This is a genomic window from Kitasatospora sp. NPDC029312 (assembly GCF_055569215.1).
In genome coordinates, this window is record NZ_JBVHXY010000022.1 from 80,849 (window position 1) to 101,606 (window position 20,758).

Annotated in this window: 15 protein-coding genes; 9 read left to right on the top strand and 6 right to left on the bottom strand. The window is 72.0% G+C overall.

Annotated elements, in window-relative coordinates; translation table 11 throughout:
• Window positions 1-170: 170 nt before the first annotated feature.
• Together ACZ4WV_RS19740 and ACZ4WV_RS19745 are read right to left on the bottom strand one after the other, a co-directional pair.
• Complete coding sequence (locus ACZ4WV_RS19740) at window positions 171-701, bottom strand: hypothetical protein (RefSeq protein WP_465748320.1); 531 nt, start codon at window positions 699-701, stop codon at window positions 171-173.
• A 1,118-nt stretch (window positions 702-1,819) separates the two neighbouring features.
• Window positions 1,820-6,526: an arabinofuranosidase catalytic domain-containing protein gene (locus tag ACZ4WV_RS19745; RefSeq protein ID WP_465748322.1), complete on the bottom strand. Its 4,707-nt coding sequence runs from the start codon at window positions 6,524-6,526 to the stop codon at window positions 1,820-1,822.
• Window positions 6,527-8,089: 1,563 nt separating this feature from the next.
• Here ACZ4WV_RS19745 and ACZ4WV_RS19750 point away from each other — a divergent pair.
• The 3 genes from ACZ4WV_RS19750 to ACZ4WV_RS19760 all read left to right on the top strand — a co-directional run bounded on the left by ACZ4WV_RS19750 (window position 8,090) and on the right by ACZ4WV_RS19760 (window position 11,141).
• Window positions 8,090-9,064, top strand: coding sequence for a GlxA family transcriptional regulator (locus ACZ4WV_RS19750; RefSeq protein WP_465748324.1), 975 nt, complete (start codon window positions 8,090-8,092; stop codon window positions 9,062-9,064).
• 92 nt (window positions 9,065-9,156) lie between these two features.
• Window positions 9,157-9,903: an MBL fold metallo-hydrolase gene (locus ACZ4WV_RS19755; RefSeq protein WP_465748326.1), complete on the top strand. Its 747-nt coding sequence runs from the start codon at window positions 9,157-9,159 to the stop codon at window positions 9,901-9,903.
• 416 nt (window positions 9,904-10,319) lie between these two features.
• The gene (locus tag ACZ4WV_RS19760) at window positions 10,320-11,141 is read left to right on the top strand and encodes an ATP-grasp domain-containing protein (RefSeq protein ID WP_465748328.1); all 822 of its coding nucleotides are present in this window, start codon (window positions 10,320-10,322) and stop codon (window positions 11,139-11,141) included.
• Window positions 11,142-11,226: 85 nt separating this feature from the next.
• On the opposite strand, the gene ACZ4WV_RS19765 is transcribed toward ACZ4WV_RS19760, so the two are convergent.
• Complete coding sequence (locus tag ACZ4WV_RS19765; protein ID WP_465748330.1) at window positions 11,227-11,955, bottom strand: hypothetical protein; 729 nt, start codon at window positions 11,953-11,955, stop codon at window positions 11,227-11,229.
• Window positions 11,956-12,418: 463 nt separating this feature from the next.
• Here ACZ4WV_RS19765 and ACZ4WV_RS19770 point away from each other — a divergent pair, with 463 nt between their 5' ends.
• A complete protein-coding gene (locus ACZ4WV_RS19770; RefSeq protein WP_465748332.1) occupies window positions 12,419-14,212 on the top strand; it encodes a hydroxysqualene dehydroxylase in 1,794 nt (597 codons plus the stop codon).
• Between the two features lie 156 nt (window positions 14,213-14,368).
• Here the strand turns inward: ACZ4WV_RS19770 and ACZ4WV_RS19775 are convergent, their stop codons facing one another.
• Window positions 14,369-15,874, bottom strand: a complete 1,506-nt coding sequence (locus ACZ4WV_RS19775; RefSeq protein ID WP_465748334.1) for an FAD-dependent monooxygenase — start codon at window positions 15,872-15,874, stop codon at window positions 14,369-14,371.
• Window positions 15,875-15,924: 50 nt separating this feature from the next.
• On the opposite strand from ACZ4WV_RS19775, the gene ACZ4WV_RS19780 reads away from it, so the two are divergent.
• Window positions 15,925-16,560: a TetR/AcrR family transcriptional regulator C-terminal domain-containing protein gene (locus ACZ4WV_RS19780; protein ID WP_465748336.1), complete on the top strand. Its 636-nt coding sequence runs from the start codon at window positions 15,925-15,927 to the stop codon at window positions 16,558-16,560.
• Window positions 16,561-16,802: 242 nt separating this feature from the next.
• Here the strand turns inward: ACZ4WV_RS19780 and ACZ4WV_RS19785 are convergent, their stop codons facing one another.
• Both ACZ4WV_RS19785 and ACZ4WV_RS19790 read right to left on the bottom strand, forming a co-directional pair.
• Window positions 16,803-16,991: a hypothetical protein gene (locus tag ACZ4WV_RS19785; RefSeq protein ID WP_465748338.1), complete on the bottom strand. Its 189-nt coding sequence runs from the start codon at window positions 16,989-16,991 to the stop codon at window positions 16,803-16,805.
• A gap of 341 nt (window positions 16,992-17,332) precedes the next feature.
• Window positions 17,333-18,091, bottom strand: coding sequence for a DeoR/GlpR family DNA-binding transcription regulator (locus tag ACZ4WV_RS19790; RefSeq protein WP_465748340.1), 759 nt, complete (start codon window positions 18,089-18,091; stop codon window positions 17,333-17,335).
• A gap of 49 nt (window positions 18,092-18,140) precedes the next feature.
• Here ACZ4WV_RS19790 and ACZ4WV_RS19795 point away from each other — a divergent pair, with 49 nt between their 5' ends.
• The 4 genes from ACZ4WV_RS19795 to ACZ4WV_RS19810 all read left to right on the top strand — a co-directional run bounded on the left by ACZ4WV_RS19795 (window position 18,141) and on the right by ACZ4WV_RS19810 (window position 20,553).
• A complete protein-coding gene (locus ACZ4WV_RS19795) occupies window positions 18,141-18,524 on the top strand; it encodes a DUF4406 domain-containing protein (protein ID WP_465748342.1) in 384 nt (127 codons plus the stop codon).
• A complete protein-coding gene (locus tag ACZ4WV_RS19800) occupies window positions 18,521-19,099 on the top strand; it encodes an NUDIX domain-containing protein (protein WP_465748344.1) in 579 nt (192 codons plus the stop codon). Before ACZ4WV_RS19795 ends, ACZ4WV_RS19800 begins: the two co-directional genes overlap by 4 nt.
• A gap of 158 nt (window positions 19,100-19,257) precedes the next feature.
• Window positions 19,258-19,965 carry a helix-turn-helix transcriptional regulator gene (locus tag ACZ4WV_RS19805; protein ID WP_465748346.1) on the top strand — a complete coding sequence of 236 codons (708 nt, stop codon included), beginning with the start codon at window positions 19,258-19,260 and terminating at the stop codon, window positions 19,963-19,965.
• 33 nt (window positions 19,966-19,998) lie between these two features.
• Complete coding sequence (locus tag ACZ4WV_RS19810) at window positions 19,999-20,553, top strand: DUF3291 domain-containing protein (protein WP_465748348.1); 555 nt, start codon at window positions 19,999-20,001, stop codon at window positions 20,551-20,553.
• Window positions 20,554-20,758: the final 205 nt, after the last annotated feature.

Genomic DNA, 20,758 nt, shown 5'->3' on the forward strand with positions numbered 1-20,758 from the left:
AGCGCGGAACGGACCGCAGCAACGGGGCCGGTGGAGGCATCCGGACGGGGGGACGGCGCCGGGTGGGAGTCGTCATGCCGAAGGCTCTGCCATCCCGCCACCGCGCCGAACCTGGCCACCGCCCGTACGGAGCACCAACCGGTGGTCGGCACGGTTGTCCAGGACCGGGATCAGTTCTCCTGCGCGTCGCCGATGGCCACTCGCAGGTCGTGCATGCTCTGCTGGATCTCGATGACGGACGCCTCCGCCCGGCCCAGGGCCTGCCGGACACCGTCGATGTCACCGGACTGGAAGTTCAGGTCGGCGTCAAGGGTGTCCGCGGCGGCGACCACGGCCATCGACGACGCCATACGGCCCGGCGGCGCCTGGTCGTCGTCGTGGTCGAGGCCCATGAGCTGGACAGCGGTGCGCTGCAGGCGGTTGGCCAGCACGTTGGCGAAGAGGCCAGGAGTCGTCCCCACTTGTTCGGCCCACCCGAGGAGCACTTCGGCGACGTCCGTGTCCTGGTCGATGCCCAGCCGGGTGTTGGCGCTGATCTCCAGCTCCACCACGGCCAGCAGCATGCCCAGCAGACGCCGCAGGTCGTCCTGCTGGGGGCCGTTCGGCCACAGTTCGGGGTCGAGGACCGGCTCCCTCCTCAACGCCACCAGCGCCGCGTACACCTGCTCAGGGCTCACCGGGTCCTCGCTCATGATGCTCACGGCCTCAGCCTCGCCGCCCGGCGGCACGAGTGCACGGACCCGCGCCCGTCCTACGGCGCGGCGAGGTTCTGGGCGAGCGCGGCGCGTAGCGGTGCGCGCTCGTCCGCATCGGCCACCGTGCCGGCGGTTTCGTCCCGGGGACGTTTTGGGGGCGGCGGGGAAGGGAGCCGACGCGGCGGCGGTGTGCTGTTCGGCACGCTCACCCTGACACCGTTCCGTCTGCGCCGCCTCCCAGCCAGCACCCGGTGCGTGGCCGCCGTCGGAGGGGGTGATGGTCTACCACCCCCAGCCTTGCGTCAGCTGAGCAATGCCCCACCGGCCAGCCAGCCGCAGCCGGCGCGGGCACGGCTCGGTCTTGTTCGAGCAGCCCGTTCAGTCGGCCTCGGTGTCCGGAGCGACGGGGGCTGAGAACAACCGGCCTCCGGGGCCTAGCGGCCGACGGCTTCCGGGAACCGGGGCGGGGCGCGGAAGGACGGGTGTGGCCTCCTGGAACGGGGAGCGTTCCACCAGTGTGAGCCGACGATCTTCTTCGACTGCTGCGGGGAGGTCTGCGGCGGGCTCGGAGAAGGGCTGCCACAGTGGTCGATGTTCGGTCATGATCACCAGTCTGCCAGTTTGGACCTCCCCGCGTCCGGTCGCTACGGGCGGCTCCTCAGGCGGCGGACCGTTCCGCCTGCATACGGCCAGCCCCCGGGGCCGACGCTGCGGGAGGTGGCTCGTCCCTACTCCCTCGCGGACTACTTCGAGACCCACTGGTTCACCTCGGCCGACGAGGTCGAACAGGCCAGGGAAGCCTTCTGGGACGAGTACTGCCCGAGTGCGTGAAACGGTTGCTGACCCGCGGCTCTTCGGCGATCAGGCTGCGTCGGTATCCCGCTTCGCAGCCGGGCCGATATGGGCGATGCCGACCGGTCTGGTCGGAGGACGAGCTGGACTACCTGGAGCACCCGCCGGAGGTGGCGCACTTCAGCGTGCTGGTGAACCAGTAGGGGCCCTGTGCCGCAGGTCGTGGGGTCTGACGTGACGGCGAGGGGCCGGAGTTCCCTCCGGCCCCTCGCTTGCTGGTCTCGCTGATTGGTCTCTCCCTTGACTCGCCCGCCTCTCCTGGCTCGCCTCCGCTACTGGGAGACCGTGCCGTACAGCGCGGTCACGTCATGGGTGGACCACGGGTCGCCGATGGCGGGCAGGTAGGTCTCCCGCAGGTGGCTGTTCGAGGAGTCGCGGGTGAAGACGCTGGTCCAGGTGAGGCCGCCGCTGGTGTCGTAGTGGAGCAGCGCGTCCAGGTCGGTGGGGACCGCGGCCGGGATGTTGTACGTGGCGGACAGGTCCTGGGTGGACCAGGCATCGCTCATGGCCGGCAGGTAGGTCTCGTGGATGTGGCCGGCTGAGTCGAGCGTGTACACGCTGGTGTATCCGGTGTGGTACAGCGGGGCAGGAAGGGAGCCCGGCGCCAGTGCCGGGGTGTGGTACTTGACCGACAGGTCCTGGGTGGACCAGTCGTCGCCGATCGCCGGGAGGTAGGTCTCCTGCAGGTCGTGGTCGGTGTCGACCGTGAACACGCTGATGTATCCGGAGTGGACGACGGCGGACGGCGTCGTGTACGTCGTCGGGGCGTGGTACTTGGCGGACAGGTCCTGGTTGGTCCACGGGTCGCCGAGGGCCGGCAGGTAGGTCTCCTGCAGGTCGCCGTTGCCGTCGGTGAAGTACACGCTGGTCCATCCCGAGTGCATGACGGCCACTGGGTGGGTGCCCGGACGGACTCGAGGAGTCTTGTAGTTCGCCGAGAGGTCCTGGGTCGACCAGGCGGCGCCCATGGCGGGCAGGTAGGTCTCTTGCAGGTCGCCGTCGGTGTCCACTGTGAACACGCTGGTGTAGCCGTCGTGGAAGACGGCGGTGGGCGTGGTGCCGGGACGGACCTTCGGGGTCTTGTACTTCGCCGAGAGGTCCTGGGTCGACCAGGCGTCACCCATCGCGGGCAGGTACGTCTCGTGCAGGTCGCCGTCGGGGTCCACCGTGAACACGCTGGTGTAGCCGTCGTGGGTCACCGGCACCGCCGCCGTTCCCTGCATGATCGAGGGAGCACGGTATTTCGTCGACAGGTCCTGGGCGGACCACTTGGCGCCCATGGCGGGCAGGTAGGCCTCCATCAGGTCGCGGTCGTCGGTGTACGCCACGTAGAGGCTGGTGTACCCGTCGTGGATCACCGCCGACTGCGACGTGGGGAAGTCCGCCGCCGCGACGGGCGGCGTGCCGTACTTGGCGGACAGGTCCTGCGTGGTCCACGGGTCGCCGAGGGCCGGCAGGTAGGTCTCCTGCAGGTGGTCGTCGAACTGGTCGACCGTGTACACGCTGCTGTAGGTGATGCCGCTGTTCTCGCCGGGGTGCGCGAGTACGATCGGGCTTTCCGCGGTGGGCGGGGTGCCGTACTTCGCGGACAGGTCCTGGGTGGTCCACGGGTCGCCCATCGCCGGCAGGTACGTCTCCTGCAGGTGCAGGCTGGCCTGGTCCACCGTGTAGAGGCTGGTGTACCCGGCGTGGACGAGCGCCTCCGGCTGGGTGCCCGGCGCCACCTGCGGGGTGCCGTACTTCGCGGACAGGTCCTGGGTGGACCACGGGTCGCCCATCGCCGGCAGGTACGTCTCCTGCAGGTGCTCGCTGCCGGCGTCGACGGTCCACACGCTGGTGTAGCCCGAGTGCACCACCGCGGTCGGCGTCACCGTGGTGGGCGGGGTGCCGTACTTTGCGGACAGGTCCTGGGTGGACCAGGGGTCGCCCATGGCCGGCAGGTAGGTCTCCTGCAGGTCGTGGTTGGCGTCGACGGTGTAGACGCTGGTGTATCCGGTGTGCACGACGGCGACCGGCGATGTTCCCGCGTCCACCTGCGGGGTGCCGTACTTCGCCGAGAGGTCCTGGGTGGACCAGGGGTCGCCCATGGCCGGCAGGTAGGTCTCCTGTAGGTGTCCGTTGGACGCGTCGACCGTGTACACGCTGGCGTACCGGTCGTGCAGCACGGCGGTCGGCGTCCAACTCGTCGCCGGGGTGCCGTATTTCGCGGTCAGGTCCTGGGTGGACCAGGGGTTGCCCATCGCCGGCAGGTAGGTCTCCTGCAGGTGCCCGTTGGACGCGTCGACCGTGTACACGCTGGTGTAGCCGTCGTGTACCAGGGTGACCGGCTTGGTGCCCGCCAGCACCGTCGGGGTGCCGTACTTCGCGGTCAGGTCCTGGGTGGACCAGGGGTTGCCCATCGCCGGCAGGTAGCTCTCCTGCAGGTGCCCGTTGGCCGAGTTCACCGTGTACACGCTGGCATACCCGTCGTGGACCACCGCCTGCCCGGCGGCGGAGGGCGGGGCCACGATGCCGCCCGAGTTGCCCGCGTAGCCCGCCGAGACGATGTTGGCCTGGACGGCGGCGTCGGCGGCGTCGGACGGGTAGCCCGCCGTCATCACGCCCTCGAAGAACGAGCCGGTGTCCCAGTTGCTGTTGTCGCCGCCGGTGCCGAGGATGATCGCGCCCTCTTGCTGCATCGGCTTGTAGCCGGCGGCATTGGTCGGCAGCGCGCCGTTCCACCAGGTGGATAGGCCGCCGGATTGCGAGTCGCCGCCCTTGAGCGCGTACGTCGTCTGCCCGTCGTTCTTCAGCATCGCCGTGACGAAGTTGGTGCCGTTGCCCGTGTTGGCGGGGTTCGGCCCGTCCCCGCCCATGAACAGGCCGTTCTCCAGGTCGGCTTCGACCCAGGGAGCGGCGCCCGAGCACGGCTGGATGTTCTGGAAGTAGCAGGTGGTGCTGAGGTTGACGGCGTCCATGTGGCCGTTGCCGGTGTCGTCGCTGTTGGTCTCGGCGTTGCCGAAGTCGAAACAGCACCCGGCGTTGACGTTGGTGCCGCTGGCCACCATGTACATGCCCTCGGGCTCGCCGTGGACCGCGACCCCGCGCGTGTTGTTGTTCCGGTAGCCGGTGCCCGGGGTGATGTCGAGGCCGTACGCCTTGTTGCCGCCGACCGTGATCGGCAGCGCTGTGGCGTCGGCGCCCTTGTCCGCCGCGGGAGCGGCGCCGCCGCCCGGCGCGATGGTCAGGTTGTTCGCCTGGGGCGACTGGTCGTAGAGCATGGTGACGGTGCAGGTGGTGCCGGCGCAGAACGAGTCCTGCTGGGCCGCGTTGGCGTCACCGCCGGTCGTCAGCGGGCCGATGTCGGCCGTCGTGCCGTCCGAGGTCCGCCGGACCTGGTAGAGCGGGCCGTCGTAGCCCGCGTACATCGCCCGGGTCGTGCTGTAGGCACCCACGCAGGCCGTGCCGTAGTAGGCGTAGATGTCGCAGACGGAACCGCTGGGCGCCGTCGCCGGGACCGGCGAGGTGATCCAGCCCATGACCACGGCCCACATCAGCGCACCGGTGAACGAGTCGGCGATGATCTGCTGCCCCGAGGCGTTCGGCGTCACCCCGTCGGCGTTCAGGTCGGCCGTGGTCAGCGCGCTCATGTCGGCGAGCACCACCCGCTGCCCGTTGGCCACCCGGGTGGCGACCGACTGCTCGACCGCGGCGTTGAACGCGGTGACCAGGGGCTCGTTCGCGGCATTGGTGGTGGGGCCGAGCGTCGCGACCGCCACCACGGTGGTGGGGTCGGCCGCCCGGATCTGGTCGACCAGCGCCGAGAGCCGGTCCGCCGCGCCGGAGGCGTTGCCGTCCTGGATGTCCCAGGTGCCCGCCTGGAGCAGCACCATGTTCGGCATGTACTTCTTGACGGCCGTCGCGTCCTGTGACGCGAGACCGCTGACCTGCTCGCCGGGCGCCCCCTCGTCGGGAGTGCCGTCGCTCGACCTGTCATCACCCACGAATCCGACGGACCTCTTCATGAAGCCGTCAAGGGTCGGGGCGTACCAGCTCGTCATCCCGAGCAGCGAGTCCTTGGGGACGGCGCCGTAGATCGAGTCGCCTTCGTCCATGACGGTGAGGTTCGCCGGCTGCGCGGCGGCCCGGTACCCGCCGATCATGACCGGATAGTGGTCCGCCTGGCGTCCGTTCATCCGTAGGGCCCGGGACGCGGGGGAGGTCGGGTCGTTGGTGATGAAGTAGTCGAGTTCGCCGCCCGACTGGTGGGTGGCCTGACCGCTGGCCAGGGGCCTGGCGCCGGCCGGGCGCGCGAGGGTGGAGGGATCCCGGTTGAAGTCGCCGCCGACGGTGTAGGTGTAGCGGGTGTTCCGGCCGGCGGCCCAGCTACCGACCGCGGTGTCGATCGCGGCGAGGAGCGTGGCGGAGTCGTTGCCGCCTCCGGACAGGCCGTGGACGCTGAAGTACCAGTTGCCGCCGAAGCGGACGCCGAGCGCTGCCCGGCCGGCGTTGACCGGATTCGTCACGACGCGCACCTCGTCAGGCACTGCCCTGGTGACGACCGCGATGTTGACCCGGCCGCCCACGGCGGTACCGCCGTTGTCGTCGGTCTGCAGGAAGTACACCTGGGCGAGACCGCGCCTGACCGGCCACAAGAAGTGCCGGACCGTGTTCCGGTTGACGGGGTCGGTGATGGCGCTCTGCTCGTACGAGCCGGGCGGCCCCGAGGGGCCCGCCTCCTGGATCAGCACGACGTCGGCCGTCTGGAAGAACCCGGCCACCGTCGTGGTCCACTTGCTGTCCGTGTTCGCGCCGCCCCGCGAGGTGGCGCTCGCACCCTGGATGTTGTTGGTGATGACCGAGGTCTGCGACAGCGGCGCGGCGACGGCGGGCACGGCGGTGCCCACGCTGACGCCGACCGCGGCCAGCGAGGTGCTCAACAGCGCCGCCACCGTCAGCAGCACCCGTGGCCGCACGGTCGCCCGCCAGGCCTGAAACACCCTGTGGAGTAATGCCGAGTACGCCTTCACGAGCCCGCCTTCCGCGGTGGGCGGCCAAAAACGGGCAGGCACGATATCGGTGGAGCGGGACTGTTGACGAGCGGGCCGCCGACGGGCGTCACCGCGGCGGCGAAGTCGCTGCTGAGATGGCGCGAGCGGTTTCGGGTGGAAGGCTTCATGCGCGGGAAAGCTTCATGTGCGGATCTCCTGTTGGTCATCTGGTGCAGCGTCATACCGCTTGCCAGTCTATGCTCATGACAATAGAACAGATGTCCGGCAGGAATCTATCCGCGGGCTGCCGGTTCTCTCGTTCGTGTCCGGCTTGTCAAACCGAGGCCATTCACCGCGCGTTCGCGCCGACGGGTGGGGTGGCGTGAATTCTCGGCCCGGTGGTTCAGGCCCTGGCGGGAGCGGTGCGCCCGACGAGGCCCGCGCGCTCGTGGCGAACGCCGTCACCGATAGCCGCAGCCGCCACAACCGACAGATCCTCTAAACCGTGTGTGGAGTGCACGTCCAGCTTGCCCGTGGCATCGAGGCTCAGCCGACGCAGCAGCTGGTCGCGGCGAACGAGCTGATCGCGTGCGGCAGATCCCGGTACGGGACGATCTCCTTGCCCTACTTCTCCGGGCACCAGAGGTGCACCCGTGCCTGATTGCGCGGCTCCAGCTCGACGCCCAGGTCTCAGGGGGCAGACAGGCACCGCTGGGTCACCACGCCCTCCGCCTCCCACAAGGTGTCCTCGTCGAAGAAGAACAGGTCGTGGTCCCGGATCCCCGCCCTGAGGTCCGACCGGCCGGCCGCGCTTCGACCGGTAGATCTCTGTGAGCCGGTCGATCGCCTTGTCCTGGGTGGCGAAGCCGGTCTCCTCGGTCTGCTTCCCCGCAGCGTTGCGGTAACGGATCGTGTAGTCGTGTGGGCACTTCGACCACCGCGTCTGCGGGTGCTCGCGGTCCTTGAGGAAGGTGCCCATGCCGTGGGGCAAGGTCCTCGGTGCCATCGACGTCGGTCTCCATCCCGTCCAATGCTGACGAATTTGCTGACCGCGGATGGTTCACCAAGCCGCTGACCTGGGAGGAGGGTGAACCATGTGGTATGTGGTAAAACTTCATCGGGCGCACCCCAGGAGGACATCGTCCGGGCCCGCACCGAGTGGCAGGCCGCCTCCGACCGCTTCGGCGCCGTCCAGGACTACCCCGGCGACCGCCTGCCCGCCCCTTCGAACTCCCCACCATCCCGCTGAAACCGCGCGGACGAGCCCTCTGACCAGCGACTTTCGCCCCGGCGGGGAGCCGGCGGTCACACCCGCTCGGCTTCCCTCTGTCCCTGCTCCCGAGCGAGGCGCACCCCGAAGTCCGCGCCCATCAGTGTCGTGGCCTGCGCGCCATCCCTGGCCGGTTCCTTCCCCAGCACCACTCACCGGCCCAGGCGCAGCCGCTCCTCCGCCTGGCCCTGCCACCCATGGTGTCCGCGCGCCCGCAGGGGCCGGTCATCTCCTCCTCCATGGCCTGATCTGGCAGATTCTGGTCATTGCGGTCATGTCCGGCCGGGCGGAATGATCAGGGCATGCCCCCACCGCACCGCGTCGTGATCGTCGCCTTCCCCGGCATCGAGCTGCTGGACGCCACCGGCCCGGCCGAGGTGTTCGCGGTCGCCTCCCGGGTCGCCGAAGCCGGCCGGCCCGGCTACCTCGTGCAGATCGCCACGGTGGACGGCGGCCCGGCGGTCACCTCCAGCGGGGTCCGGCTGATGGCCGACCTGACCCTCGCGGAGGTGGCCGGCCCGGTCGACACCCTGCTGGTGGCGGGGGCAATCGAGATCGTCGACGGTGGTGTGGAGCCGGTGATCGACCACGAGGTCACCCGCTGGCTGCGCCGTGCGGCACCCCTGGCCCGGCGGGTCGGCTCGATCTGTGCGGGAGCGCATCTGCTGGCCGCGGCCGGGCTGTTGGAGGGCCGGCCGGCCACCACGCACTGGCTCACCGCGGCCCGGCTGGCCGCCGAACACCCCGGCGTCCGGGTCGATCCCGATCCGATCTTCATCCGTGACGGGCAGGTGTGGACGTGCGCCGGCGTCACCTCCGGAATGGACATGGCGCTGGCCATGGTCGCCGAGGACCACGGCCAGGACCTCGCGCTCACGACCGCCCGGATGATGGTGATGTACGTCAAACGCTCCGGCGGCCAGAGCCAGTTCAGCGTGCCGCTGTCCGTGCAGAGCTCCGAGGACGACCGGATCGACGAGCTGCGGATGTGGATCGCCGAGCACCTCACCGAGGACCTGTCCCTCGAAGCCCTGGCGGCCCGGACCCACCTGAGCGTGCGCCACTTCACCCGGCTGTTCCATCAGCGCACCTCCACCACACCGGCCGCCTACGTGGAGGCGGCGAGGCTGGAGGCCGCCCGGCGACTGCTGCAGGACACCGACCGGAGCCTGCCCGAGGTCGCCGCGGCCAGCGGCCTCGGCTCCGTGGAGACCCTGCACCGCGTCTTCCGGCGGCGCCTGGGCACCACCCCGGCCGAGTACCGCCGCCGCTTCTGACCCGTAGACCACACCACCCGCCGGCCTGCGTCCGCCCACGGCCGGGCTTCGCCATGCCCGCACGGCATCGACCAGCACACCTTGGAGAAACCATGTCCCGCACGAAGGTCGTACCGATCCCGGTCATCGGCCGGCATAACATCAACGCTTACCTGCTGCTCGGCCGGCGGCCCGTCATCGTCGACGCGGGAACCCCAGGTAGCGGCCGGAAGATCCACGAGCAGGTCACCGCCCACGGCGTCGACCCCGCCGACGTGTCGCTGATCGTCATCACCCACGGCCACATCGACCACTTCGGCTCCGCCGCCGAACTGCACCGGCTCACCGGCGCCCCCGTCGCCGGCCACATCGCCGATCTCGGGCCCTACCGCTCGGGCCGGGTCCGCGAACCCTACCTGCCCACCGGCCCGATGGGCCGCCTCATGGCCCGCAACAAGAACCTCCACGTCCAGGCCGAGCCCGTCGAACCCGACGTGTTGATCCGCGGCGAGACGAGCCTGGAGGACTTCGGGCTCGCGGCGCGCATCATGCCCACCCCCGGCCACACCGCCGGATCGGTCTCCGTCCTCACCGACGACGGCGACCTCGTCGCCGGCGACCTGATCGCGGGCTCCTTCATGGGCCTGATCCCCGGCAAGCCGGCCGACCCGCCCTTCCATGACGACCCCCGGCAGAACCTCGCCAGTCTGCGCGCGATGCTCGCCCTCAACCCGACCAGCCTCCACGTCGGCCACGGCACCGCACTCGACCCCGGCCGGGTGCGACGGTGGGCCGAGAAGGAACACGACCGCCTCGCACGACTCGACGCCGCCGGACGCCTCACCACACGCAGCGAGTAGCACCCCCACCGGCCCAGCGTGAGGACGGGGCAGCACTCGGTGCCCACCTCCCACGACCCACCGGGCGCGCCGTCAGCGGTGCCGCCCCGCCCACGACCACCGGCTACCCCGATCCCCTGCTCCATGCCCCTCACCGCGCGGTCCGTGCGATCAGCTTGGACGCGGCGCACCGCGGTGCCCGGCTCTCCAGCCGGCCGCGGTGCCCTCGCCACCGTTCACCGCGCACCCCGACCGCCGCGGGACCGCGTTCAGTCGTAGAGCGCCACCCGGACTGGACGCTCCCGCCCCGGTCCGCACCGTCCCCCGCGCCGTGCGGCGCCGCGCCCGTCCGCGCACCGCGGCCGTCGGCCGTCGCACGCCGCCTCCCGGCCGAACGGTAGATTCGCTCCCCCACCACCGACCGAGGGAGCGCGCCCGTGCCCGAGCGGCCCAGCCTGCTGTACGTGACCGACCTGGCCTACCCGGCCCGCGGGCGGCGCTACGGCGACGAGGACGTCTTCCTCACCTCCCGGCTGCGGGAGTGGTTCGACGTGGCCCTATGCCACCCGCTCGACGCCGCCGCCCTGATGGCCCGCTTCGACGGGGTCGTGGTGCGCAACAGCGGGCCGGTGCTGCACTACCGCGAGGCGTACGCGCGTTTCCGCGACCGGGCCCTGGCCGAGGGCGTACGGGTCTACAACCCGCTGACCGGGCGCGGGGACATGGCCGGCAAGCGGTACCTGCTGGACCTCACCGAGGCCGGATACCCGGTCATCCCCACCGTCGACCGGCCGCAGGACCTCGATCGGCTGCCCGCCGTCGACCACTACGCGGTCAAGCCCGAGGAGGGCGCCGACAGCATAGGCCTGCGCTTCGTCACCCGCGCGGAGCTGGCCGGCCTGGTGTGGGGCGGGGTGCTCGTCCAGCCGCGGATCGACTTCCGGTACGAGGTCTCGTTCGTCTTCGTCGACGACGCCTTCCAGTACGCCCTCCACGCCCCCGACCCGGCCGCGCGCTGGGTGCTGGAGCCGTACGAGCCGAGTGAGGCCGACCTCGCGTTCGCCCGGCGCTTCCTCGCGTGGAACACCCTCGACCACGGCATCCAGCGAGTGGACGCCTGCCGGGCCCCGGATGGGCGTCTGCTGCTGGTCGAGCTGGAGGACCTCAACCCCTACCTCTCGCTGGACCTGGTCCCCGAGGAGACCCGCGAGGGCTTCGTCCGGGCCATGGCGGATTCCCTGCACCGCTTCCTGGCCTGACCCGGCGCCCGCCCGCGCCCTGCCCCGCCCTCCGCCCGCGCCCCGCCAGGCCGTCACGAGCCGGGCGCCGCAGTCCCCGCCGCCGTCACGACCGCGGCACGCCCCCGATGAAGTCCTTCAGGGCGTCCATCCGGCTCCGCCGGCCGGGCGGGTAGCGGCGCAGCGCGCGCTCGGCCCGGCGGGAGCCCGGCGGGTAGCGCCAGCGGGCCCACGGCGAGTCGGGCTCGGCCAGGCGCAGGCAGGCGATCAGCGCGACGAGAGGCACCAGCAGGCCGATCACCCCGGCCGCCGTCTTGCCCTTGAGGATCGCTCCGACGGCCAACACCACGTCGACCAGCAGCAGTACCACGAAGGCCAGGTGGGCGGTGGGCCCCTGGCCGGCGTCGGAGAACGGGTTGAACCCGGCGACCAGCAGCAGGCCGACCGCCCCCGCCAGGAAGGCCACGTCGACGGACTTGCGCCCCTCTCGGGTCCAGTAGACGTCCTCCAGGTGCAGCCACAGCGCGTACTCGTCCAGGGTGAGGGCGGCGCCGGCGCCGAACAGCGCGGCCAGGATCTGCACGCCTGGGGTGTCCGGGCGGTAGGCGAACTCCATCGCGCCGGCCACCAGCATCGCGAGAATCCCGTACACCTCGTGGTGCACGTGGGTGCCGCCGACCTGGACGTCGCGGAAGGGGCCGCGGCCGGCCCGGATCAGCCGGGTGATCACCCGGGTACCCACGAAGGTGAGCACGAACGCGCCGACCATCCACAGGCCGATGCCGTGGTCGGGCACGGTCACCACCACGTCGACCTCGGTGTCCGCGGAGCCCACGTCGCGGCCCTGTCAGCCGCCGTGCGCCGGAGCGACGCCCGCTCCGCGCCGGCTACCCCGTCGCAGCCCGCCACGCTTCGGCACCACGCACCTCCGCACCTGCCGCGCCTCCCGCACCGGTCCGCCGCAGGGCGTCGGACGGGCCCGGGGGCTCCTTCGACCAGCCTATCCGGATCACGTGGAAGCGGCCCGCAGGCGTATCTCAACGCCGCTGCCCCGAACGCCGCTGCCCCGGATCCTGCCCCGGGGCAGCGGGTGCTCACCCGGCGACAGCAGCCCCGGGGCAGCTGCTCGCCCATCGGCGGGCCCACCATCCGGGCGCCCTGGCTCCCGCGGCCCGACCACCGTCACGCGGCGTTCAGGCACCTGGGGTTCAGCGGGCGGGCGGGGCGGCCCGGACGCGTCAGCACCCGGACGGCGGCCCCGGCCGTACCCACCGCTCGCGCAGGCTCGTTGAGGGAGCATGCGGACGATCACAGCAGCCACACACACCCGGCGCGCCCTGCTCACCACGGCGGCCGGGGCGGCCACCGGCTTCGGGCTGACCGCCGCCGGGCCGGCGCGGGCGGCGGGACGGCTCGGCGGGCGGCCGGGGCGGCGGGTCGCCGTGCTCGGCGGCGGGGTCGCAGGTCTGAGCGCGGCGCAGGAACTGGCCGAGCGCGGTTACCGGGTGACGGTCTACGAGCGCAACGGAGTGCTGGGCGGCAAGGCTCGCAGTATGGACGTGCCCGGCACAGCCCGGGGCGGGCGGCGGCCGCTGCCCGGCGAACACGGCTTCCGCTTCTTCCCCGGCTTCTACCGGAACCTGCCCGACACCCTGCGCCGGATCCCGCTGCCCGCCGGTCCGGTGGGCCGCACCGTCCACGACAACCTGGTGAACGCGACCGAGGAGTTGTTCCCCCGCGCCGGCGGACGGCCGGCGCTGCGGCTGCCGTTCCGTACCGTGACCGCGCCCCCGCTGCTCGGTGAGCTGCTGCCCGACGCACTGCTCCAGACGCTGACGGGGCTGCTGGACACCGCCCTGCACCTGCCGGCCGCCGAGGTGGCGTACTTCGCCAACCGGGTGCTGGTCCACTTCACCAGCTGCGAACTGCGCCGTCGTGAGCAGTGGGAGCGCGTCCCGTGGTGGCGGTTCATCCGGGCCGGCGAGATGTCGTACGACTACCAGCGGCTGCTCGGCGTCGGCATCACCCGCAACGTCGTCGCGACCAAGGCCGAGGAGGCCAGCACCCGCACCGTCGCCCGGGTCCTCCAGGCGTTCGTCTACAACGTCCTGGGCCGGGGCAACGACGGCGAGCCGGACCGCGTCCTCAACGCCCCGACCAGCGAGGCCTGGATCGGCCCGTGGGAGGCCCGGCTGCGCTCCCTCGGCGTGCGGTTCGAACTCGGCGCCGAGGTCGAGGAGTTGCTGTACGGGGACGGCCGGATCACCGGGGTGCGGCTGCGGGGCGTGGACGCCCCCGTTCTGGCCGACCACTACGTCAGCGCCATGCCGGTCGAACACGCCCGCGCCACCTGGGGGCCCGGACTGCGCGCCGCCGACCCGCAACTCGCGCGCTGCGACCGGCTCCGGACCGACTGGATGGTCGGCGTGCAGTTCTACCTGCGCCGTCGCACCCCGATCGTGCACGGCCACGTCGACCTGGTCGATTCGCCCTGGGCCGTCACCTGCATCGGCCAGGCCCAGTTCTGGCCCGACCGGGACTTCCGCCGGGACTACGGCGACGGGCGGGTGGCCGACTGCCTCTCGGCGATCGTCTCGCAGTGGGACGCCCCGGGGATCGTCTACGGCAGGCCCGCGCTCAAGTGCTCCCGCGAGGAGGTGGTGCGCGAGACCTGGGCCCAGCTCAAGGACTCCCTCAACGGCGGCGGCCGGCGCGTCCTGGACGACGCGGACCTGGTCACCTGGTTCATCGACCCGGCCGTCACCGGCCTCGGCGGCCCGGATCCGGCCAACCGCGAGCAGTTGCTCATCCACCCGGCGGGCACGCTGTACAACCGTCCGTCCGCCGCGACCGCCGTGCCCAACCTCTTCCTGGCCGGTGACTACGTCGCCACCGACATCGACCTGGCCACCATGGAGGGCGCCAACGAGTCCGCCCGCCGGGCAGTCAACGCCCTGCTCGACGCCGACGGTTCTCCGGCCCCGCGCTGCACGGTGTGGCCGCTGTACCAGCCGCCGGAACTGGCCCCCCTCCAGCAGCAGGACGAGGTCCGCTACCGCCGGGGCCTGCCGAACGCCCTCGACCCGGGCTGACGGCGACCGGCTGCGACTGCCGGGTGGCCGGCTGATCCCTCGTCCGGGCGGGGCTGATCCGCCCTACGGGAAGAGGCGCCGGTCACCGGGGTGTACCTGCGCCGTGCATGCGCGAGGTCGGACGTCGAGCCCCGGTTCGATCGCCGGACGGCCGGGTCAGCTTGGTGTCGGCACCCTGGACACGGTTGCCGACACTGCCTGCCGGGCGGCAACGAGCAGCGCCGGCGGGTTGGACTCCCGGCTCACCCAGGCCAGATGGCCGTCGGGGCGGACCAGTGCCGCGCTGACGTCGGACCAGTCGGCCCGGTCGTTTCGCGGGTCGGCGAGCGGCGCGCTGTGCACGTCCAGGCCCGGCTGGATGTCGTGGGCGAGCGGGGCGAGTGCGGCACCGGGCCGGCCGGTCAGGTCGAGCAGGACATAGCGGCCACGGCGCATCAGTGGGAAGAGGCTACCGAGGCCGGCCAGCGCCAGGTCCGGCACCCGGGAACCGATCAGCGGGTGGACGGCGTCGCCGCCCTCGGCCGGGTAGCGGACCGCGAGGCCGGCCGCCCGCACGGCCAGCTCGGCGGAGAACTCGCCGACGGCGCCGATGAGTTCGCTGAGCAGTGAGCGCAGCGCCAGTATCTCCGGGGTGTAGCCGGTCATCAGCGCGGTCTGCGCCCGGGTGCTGCGCAGCAGTTCGACGCCGACCGGGTGGCGTTCGGAGTGGTAGCTGTCGAGCAGTCCGGCGGGGGCGGTGCCGGCCAGCGTCTGGGCGAGCTTCCAGCCGAGGTTGCCGGCGTCCTGGAGCCCCACGTTGAGGCCGGGGCCGCCGGCCGGGAAGTGCATGTGCGCTGCGTCACCGGCCAGCAGCACCCGCCCCTTGCGGTAGGTGCCGGCCTGGCGGGTGGCATTGCCGAAGGTCGAGATCCAGCTGGGCTCGCGCATTCCGAAGTCGGTGCCGGCGATCCGCCGCACCCGGGCGGACAGTTCCTCGAAGGTCGGGGGGCCGCTGCGGGTCCGGACGGTCCGGGCGTCGTTGCCGACCACCCGGTGCACCCCATCGGGAAGTCGGAAGACCATCACCGCGCCGTGCTCGTTGGAGACGGAGTGCCGCTCCGGTGCGTCGTCGAGGACGACGTCCGCCATCCAGGCCCAGACGGTCGCATCGGTGCCGGGGAACTCGATGCCCGCCGCGGTGCGCACCGTGCTGCGGGTGCCGTCGCAGCCCACCACGTAGGCGGCGCGCAGCTGTTGGGGACCGTTCGGGCCGTCGATCAGCACCGTCACCGCGTCGGCGTCCTGGGTCAGGCCGGTCACCCGGTGGCCGCGCAGCAGGCGCACGCCGGCCGAGCGGGCGTGCCGCGCGAGCAGTTCCTCGGTGCGGGCCTGCGGGAGGCCGAGGGTGAAGGGGAACGGCGTGTCCAGCCCGCTGAAGTCCATCCGGTTGGAGAGCCCGGCGAAATGTCCGCTGGGGATCCGCACCCCGTCGGCGAGGAACGGTTCGACGACTCCGCGGCAGGCGAGCAGTTCCAGGGTGCGCGGGTGGATGGTGTTGGCCCGCGAGTGCGGGTCGGGTTCGGCGCTGCGCTCCAGCACCGTGACCTCCACCCCGTACAGCCGCAGTTCGGCGGCGAGCCAGAGCCCGACTGGACCGGCTCCGGCGATGACGACCTGTTCCATGTCTCCTCCTTGGTCAGTGACCAATTGCTTGGCCCCAGTAGACTTGGTCGGTGACCAAGAATCAAGCCCCGACTTCCGCTCGGACCCCGCTGGACCCGGCCGCCGTGGTGCGGGCCGCCCTGGAGCTGCTGGACGAGAAGGGTGCGGACGCGGTGTCGATCCGCGGCACCGCCGAGCGGCTCGGCGTGCGAATGAACACCGTGCTCTGGCACGCCAAGACCAAGGCGCGCCTGCTGGAGCTGATGGCCGAGGCGATCGTCGGCGAGATCTCGCTGGAAGGGTTGCCCGAAGCCTGGGAGGAACGGGTGCGCGAGCTGGCCCGCCGCTACCGGCGCGGCCTGCTGGCCCACCGGGACGGGGCGGCCATCGTCGCCGGGACGTACGCCGCCGAACCCGCGACGCTCGGCTTCGCCGAGGCCGTGATCGCCGCTCTGCTCGGCGGTGGGCTGGGCGAGCAGCAGGCGGCCTGGGCGTTCTGGGCCATCCAGTACCTGGTCCTCGGCCTCACCCAGGAAGAGCAGGCGATGGCCGAACAGGGCGGCGAGCACTCACTCGCCGACGCGCTGGCCCCCGGCGGCTACCCCGCGCTCAGCCGGGTCGCGGCCCACCTCCAGGACGCCGCCTTCGACGAGCGGTTCGAGTTCGGCCTGTCGCTGCTGCTGCACTCGCTCCGGGAGAAAGCCTGACGCGCGGCCGCAACGGGGCACGCCGTGCGGCCCGGCCGCCCGGAGCCTCAGCCGCGGGAGCCAGGGCCCGGGCGGCGCTCTCGCTCCTGTCGCGTTCGGCCAGGACCTGGCGGCGCGGAAGGCACGTCACGCTTCAAAGGTCAGTAATGCCGAATTGCTTTGTTTTCAGACGAGTTCGGTCCTGAGATGAGCTCCCCGACTCATCCGCCCCCAGTTCCTTGAAGGTGTAGGCGCAGACGCGATCACCAATAGCCGCAGAGCTCCGGGATGGCCTGCAGAGGCGCCTGGAGGAGGGAGCCTCCCAGCACACCGGCTGCGTGGCTGGTGCTGTCGACGGCGGCCAGAGGCCGGGCCGCCTGCTTGCAGGTGTGTCCGAAGTTGGGCTCCAGGATGTCCACGCCGGGCTTGGCCTGGGCGGCAGGGGCCGTCACGACGGCGGCAACAGTGGCAAGGGAGAAAGCGACCATACCCGTGGTGGCCCATCGATACCGGCGCACAATTCGATCCCTTCCATAGCGGTACGTACTTCTCCACCAACGAACAGCTCCCCCCGAAGGTCACTGCCGGCCGGCTGTGACGGGCAGCGGCACGGAGACCGGGCCGATCCGGGTGCGGGTGTGCGCGGTGCTGCGTGTCGGGCGTCTGCGGGGGGCTCAGCGAGCACCACCTGCGTCCGGCGCCGGGTTGAAGGAGTGGCTACGGGCCGTTGCCGTCGGGCTCGGCGGAGGCGCCGGCGAACGGCTGTGCCGCGAGCTCGGCGTCGCGATCCGTGTCAGTCGGTTGCCAGGACCTTCACGCCGAGCGCTGTGAGCTGCTTGACGGTGGCGTCGCGCGGGTCGGCGTCGGTGATCAGTCCGCTGATCTTCTGCCAGGGCAGGACGCGGAACCGCGAAGCGGTGCCGATCTTCTCGGACGAGGCGAGGATGTAGGTCTCCGCGGCCCGTGCGGCCAGGGCGCGCTTCATCGCGGCCTCCTCGGCGTCGCCGGTGGTCAGGCCCGCGTCGGGGTGCACGCCGGTGACGCCGATGAGGCACAGGTCGGCGGAGACGTTCTGTGCGGCCTCGACCGCGGCCGCGCCGCAGGCGACCGCGGAGTGCTTGAAGATGCGGCCGCCGAGCAGGAAGAGCTCGACCTGCGGGTGGTCGAGCAGGGCGGCGGCGATCGTCGGACTGTGCGTGATCACGGTGCAGGCCAGATCCTGCGGGAGCGCATGGGCGACAGCCAGGGCGGTGGTGCCGCCGTCGAGGATCAGCGCGCCGCCCGGCCGCACCAGACCGGCGGCCACCGAGGCGACCTTCCGCTTGCCGTCGGGGGCCACGGCCTGCCGGGCGGCGTAGTCCGCCACGGCCGGGGAGACAGGCAACGCCCCGCCGTAGACCCGCTGGCACAGTCCCTCGGCCGCCAGATCGCGCAGGTCGCGCCGCACGCTGTCCTCGGAGATCCCCAGCTCGGCGGCGACGTCCTTGGCGACGATCTTGCCTTCATGGGCGAGCAGGCCCAGTAGGTGGTCACGGCGTTCAGCGGCCAGCATTCGCACTCTCTCCTGTTCTTGCACGTTTCTGCATGTATCGTAGCGCCCCATGACCGACAAGCCCATGCTCATCCTGATCGCCGGGCCCTACCGCTCCGGCACCGACGGCGATCCGCAGGCCATGGCCGCCAACCTCGCCCGACTCGAAGCAGCCGCCTGGCCCGTCTTCGCCGCCGGCCACCTCCCCGTGATCGGGGAATGGATCGCCCTGCCCGTCCTGCACTCAGCCGGCGCCTGCCCCACCGACCCCCTCGCCGACCAGGTGCTCTACCCGACCGCCGACCGCCTCCTCGCCCACTGCGACGCCGTCCTGCGCCTGCCCGGCGACTCCGCTGGAGCCGACCAGGACGTCGCCACCGCCCGCCGCCGCGGCCTGCCCGTCTACCACGACGTGGCCGAGATTCCCCGCCGCACCCCGCAGGAGAGCGCGTGACGAGCCGCCCCGGCATCGACACCCCCGACCACCGCGGCCGCACCGCCTTCGACTACCGCCACCGCGACGGACGCTGGGAAACCCAGCAGCGCGAGACCTACGACCGCGGCAACGGCGCCGTCGTCCTGCCCCACGACACCGAACGCGGCTACGTCCTGCTCACCCGTCAGTTCCGCTACCCGGCCTACGTCAACGACCACCCCGACGGCATGCTCGTCGAAGCGGCCGCCGGGCTGCTCGACGCCGACGACCCGCCGACCGCCATCCGGCGCGAGAGCGCCGAGGAACTCGGCGTCACCCTCGGCCCGCCCACCCACGTCCTCGACGCCTACATGAGCCCCGGCTCCGTCACCGAGCGCCTCCATTTCTTCGCCGCCCCTTACACCCCGGCCGACCGGACCGGGACCGGCGGCGGACTCGAGGAGGACGGCGAAGACATCGAAGTCCTCGAACTGCCCTTCGCCGAGGCCCTCACCATGACCCGCGACGGACGCATCACCGACGGCAAGACCATCCTGCTCCTGCAATGGGCAGCCCTGGACGGACCCTTCGCCCACGCAACGGGCGGCCACTGACACCGACGCCACCCCGGCTGGCGAGGCGCGGCTGAGCGGCGGTCAAGAGTTCCGGTTCGGGTAGTACGTGGTCAGGCGGCCGCGGGCATGAGGCACCCCGGTGCGGGACCGCGTCCCGCGCTTCTATCTCCGACCCGTGTTGTTCCTAGAATGGCCGGGTGAAGGACATCGACGCGATCGCGGCACTGCAGGATCCGGTACGGCGGCGCCTGTACGAGTACGTGGCGGCGCAGGGCCGCGAGGTCGGCCGCAACGAGGCCGCCGAGGCGGTCGGGGTGGCGCGCACGCTCGCCGCGCATCACCTGGACAGGCTGACCGAGGTCGGGCTGCTGGAGAGCGGCAGCCGGCGCCTGACGGGGCGGTCGGGGCCGGGGGCGGGGCGCCCCGCCAAGGTGTACACGCGGGCGCGGGCCGAGCGCGCGGTGTCGCTGCCCGCCCGCGACTACCGCACCGTCGCGGAGCTGCTCGCCGAGGCCGCCGAGGAGGCCGGGCTGGATGCGGGGCTCTGCGCGGCCGCGCGCCGCCGGGGTGAGGCCTCGCGCGGCCCGGCGGCGCCCTGCGGCGGTCTCGAAGAGGCCATGGAGATGCTGGCCGCCCGCGGCTACGAACCGCACCTGGAGGGCGCCGAAGACCTCGAAGGCCCCGATGGCCCCGAGGGAGCGTCCGGGGCCGCCGAGCCCGTCGTCCGGATGCGCAACTGCCCCTTCCACGCCGTCGCGGAGCGCTTCCCGCCGCTGGTCTGCGGCATGAACCTCGCGCTGTTGCAAGGGCTGCTCGGCACGGACGGTCCGGTTCGCGCCCGCATGGACGCCCGGCCGGGGCAGTGCTGCGTGGTGGTCGAGAAATCTAAAAACAACAACGATTGACATAGAAATGGGGGCCGTGCTGGGATGAGGGCCATGACCGCATCCACGCATACCGCCCACCTCGCCCACCTCAACGTCGCCAAACTCCGCCACCCCCTGGACGACCCGCGCACGGCGCCCTTCGTCGAGATGCTCGACCCGGTCAACGCCGCCGCCGACGGCGCGCCCGGCTTCGTGTGGCGACTCGTGGAGGAGGGCGAGGCCGACGCCACCGGCCTGCGCCCGGCGGGCGAGAACGTCATCATCACGCTGTCGGTGTGGCAGACCCCAGAGGCACTGTGGGACTTCACCTACCGCAGCGGGCACCTGGAGGCGATGCAACGGCGCCGCGAATGGTTCGAGCGGCACGTCGAGGCGCACCTGGTGCTCTGGTGGGTCCCCGCCGGCCACCTCCCGACCGTCGACGAAGCCCTGGAGCGGCTGGCGGACCTGCGGGCGCACGGACCATCCCCTCGCGCGTTCACCTTCACCGCCTCCTACATCGCTGCCGAGGCCGCCCAGCACCTCCAGGCCGCGCCGCCGGCGCAACCCGAGCACGCCGTCCCGAGCGCCCAGCCGACGCCGGTCGGGGACGCGACGGCGGTGTAGGGCAGGCACGCCCGGTCCGGCCAGCGGGGCTGACAGCGTTTACCGTACGAGCGTCGCGAGCACGGCCGGCAGCGGGCCCGCGCAGCACGCAGCGCAGGCCACGACCGCGACCGCGACCGCGGGGGGGGGGGGGGGGAAAAGGGGCGACGTCGCACCCCGCCACCACATCCCCAGGAGCGCCCACCAGAGCAGAGGAGAGAGAGGG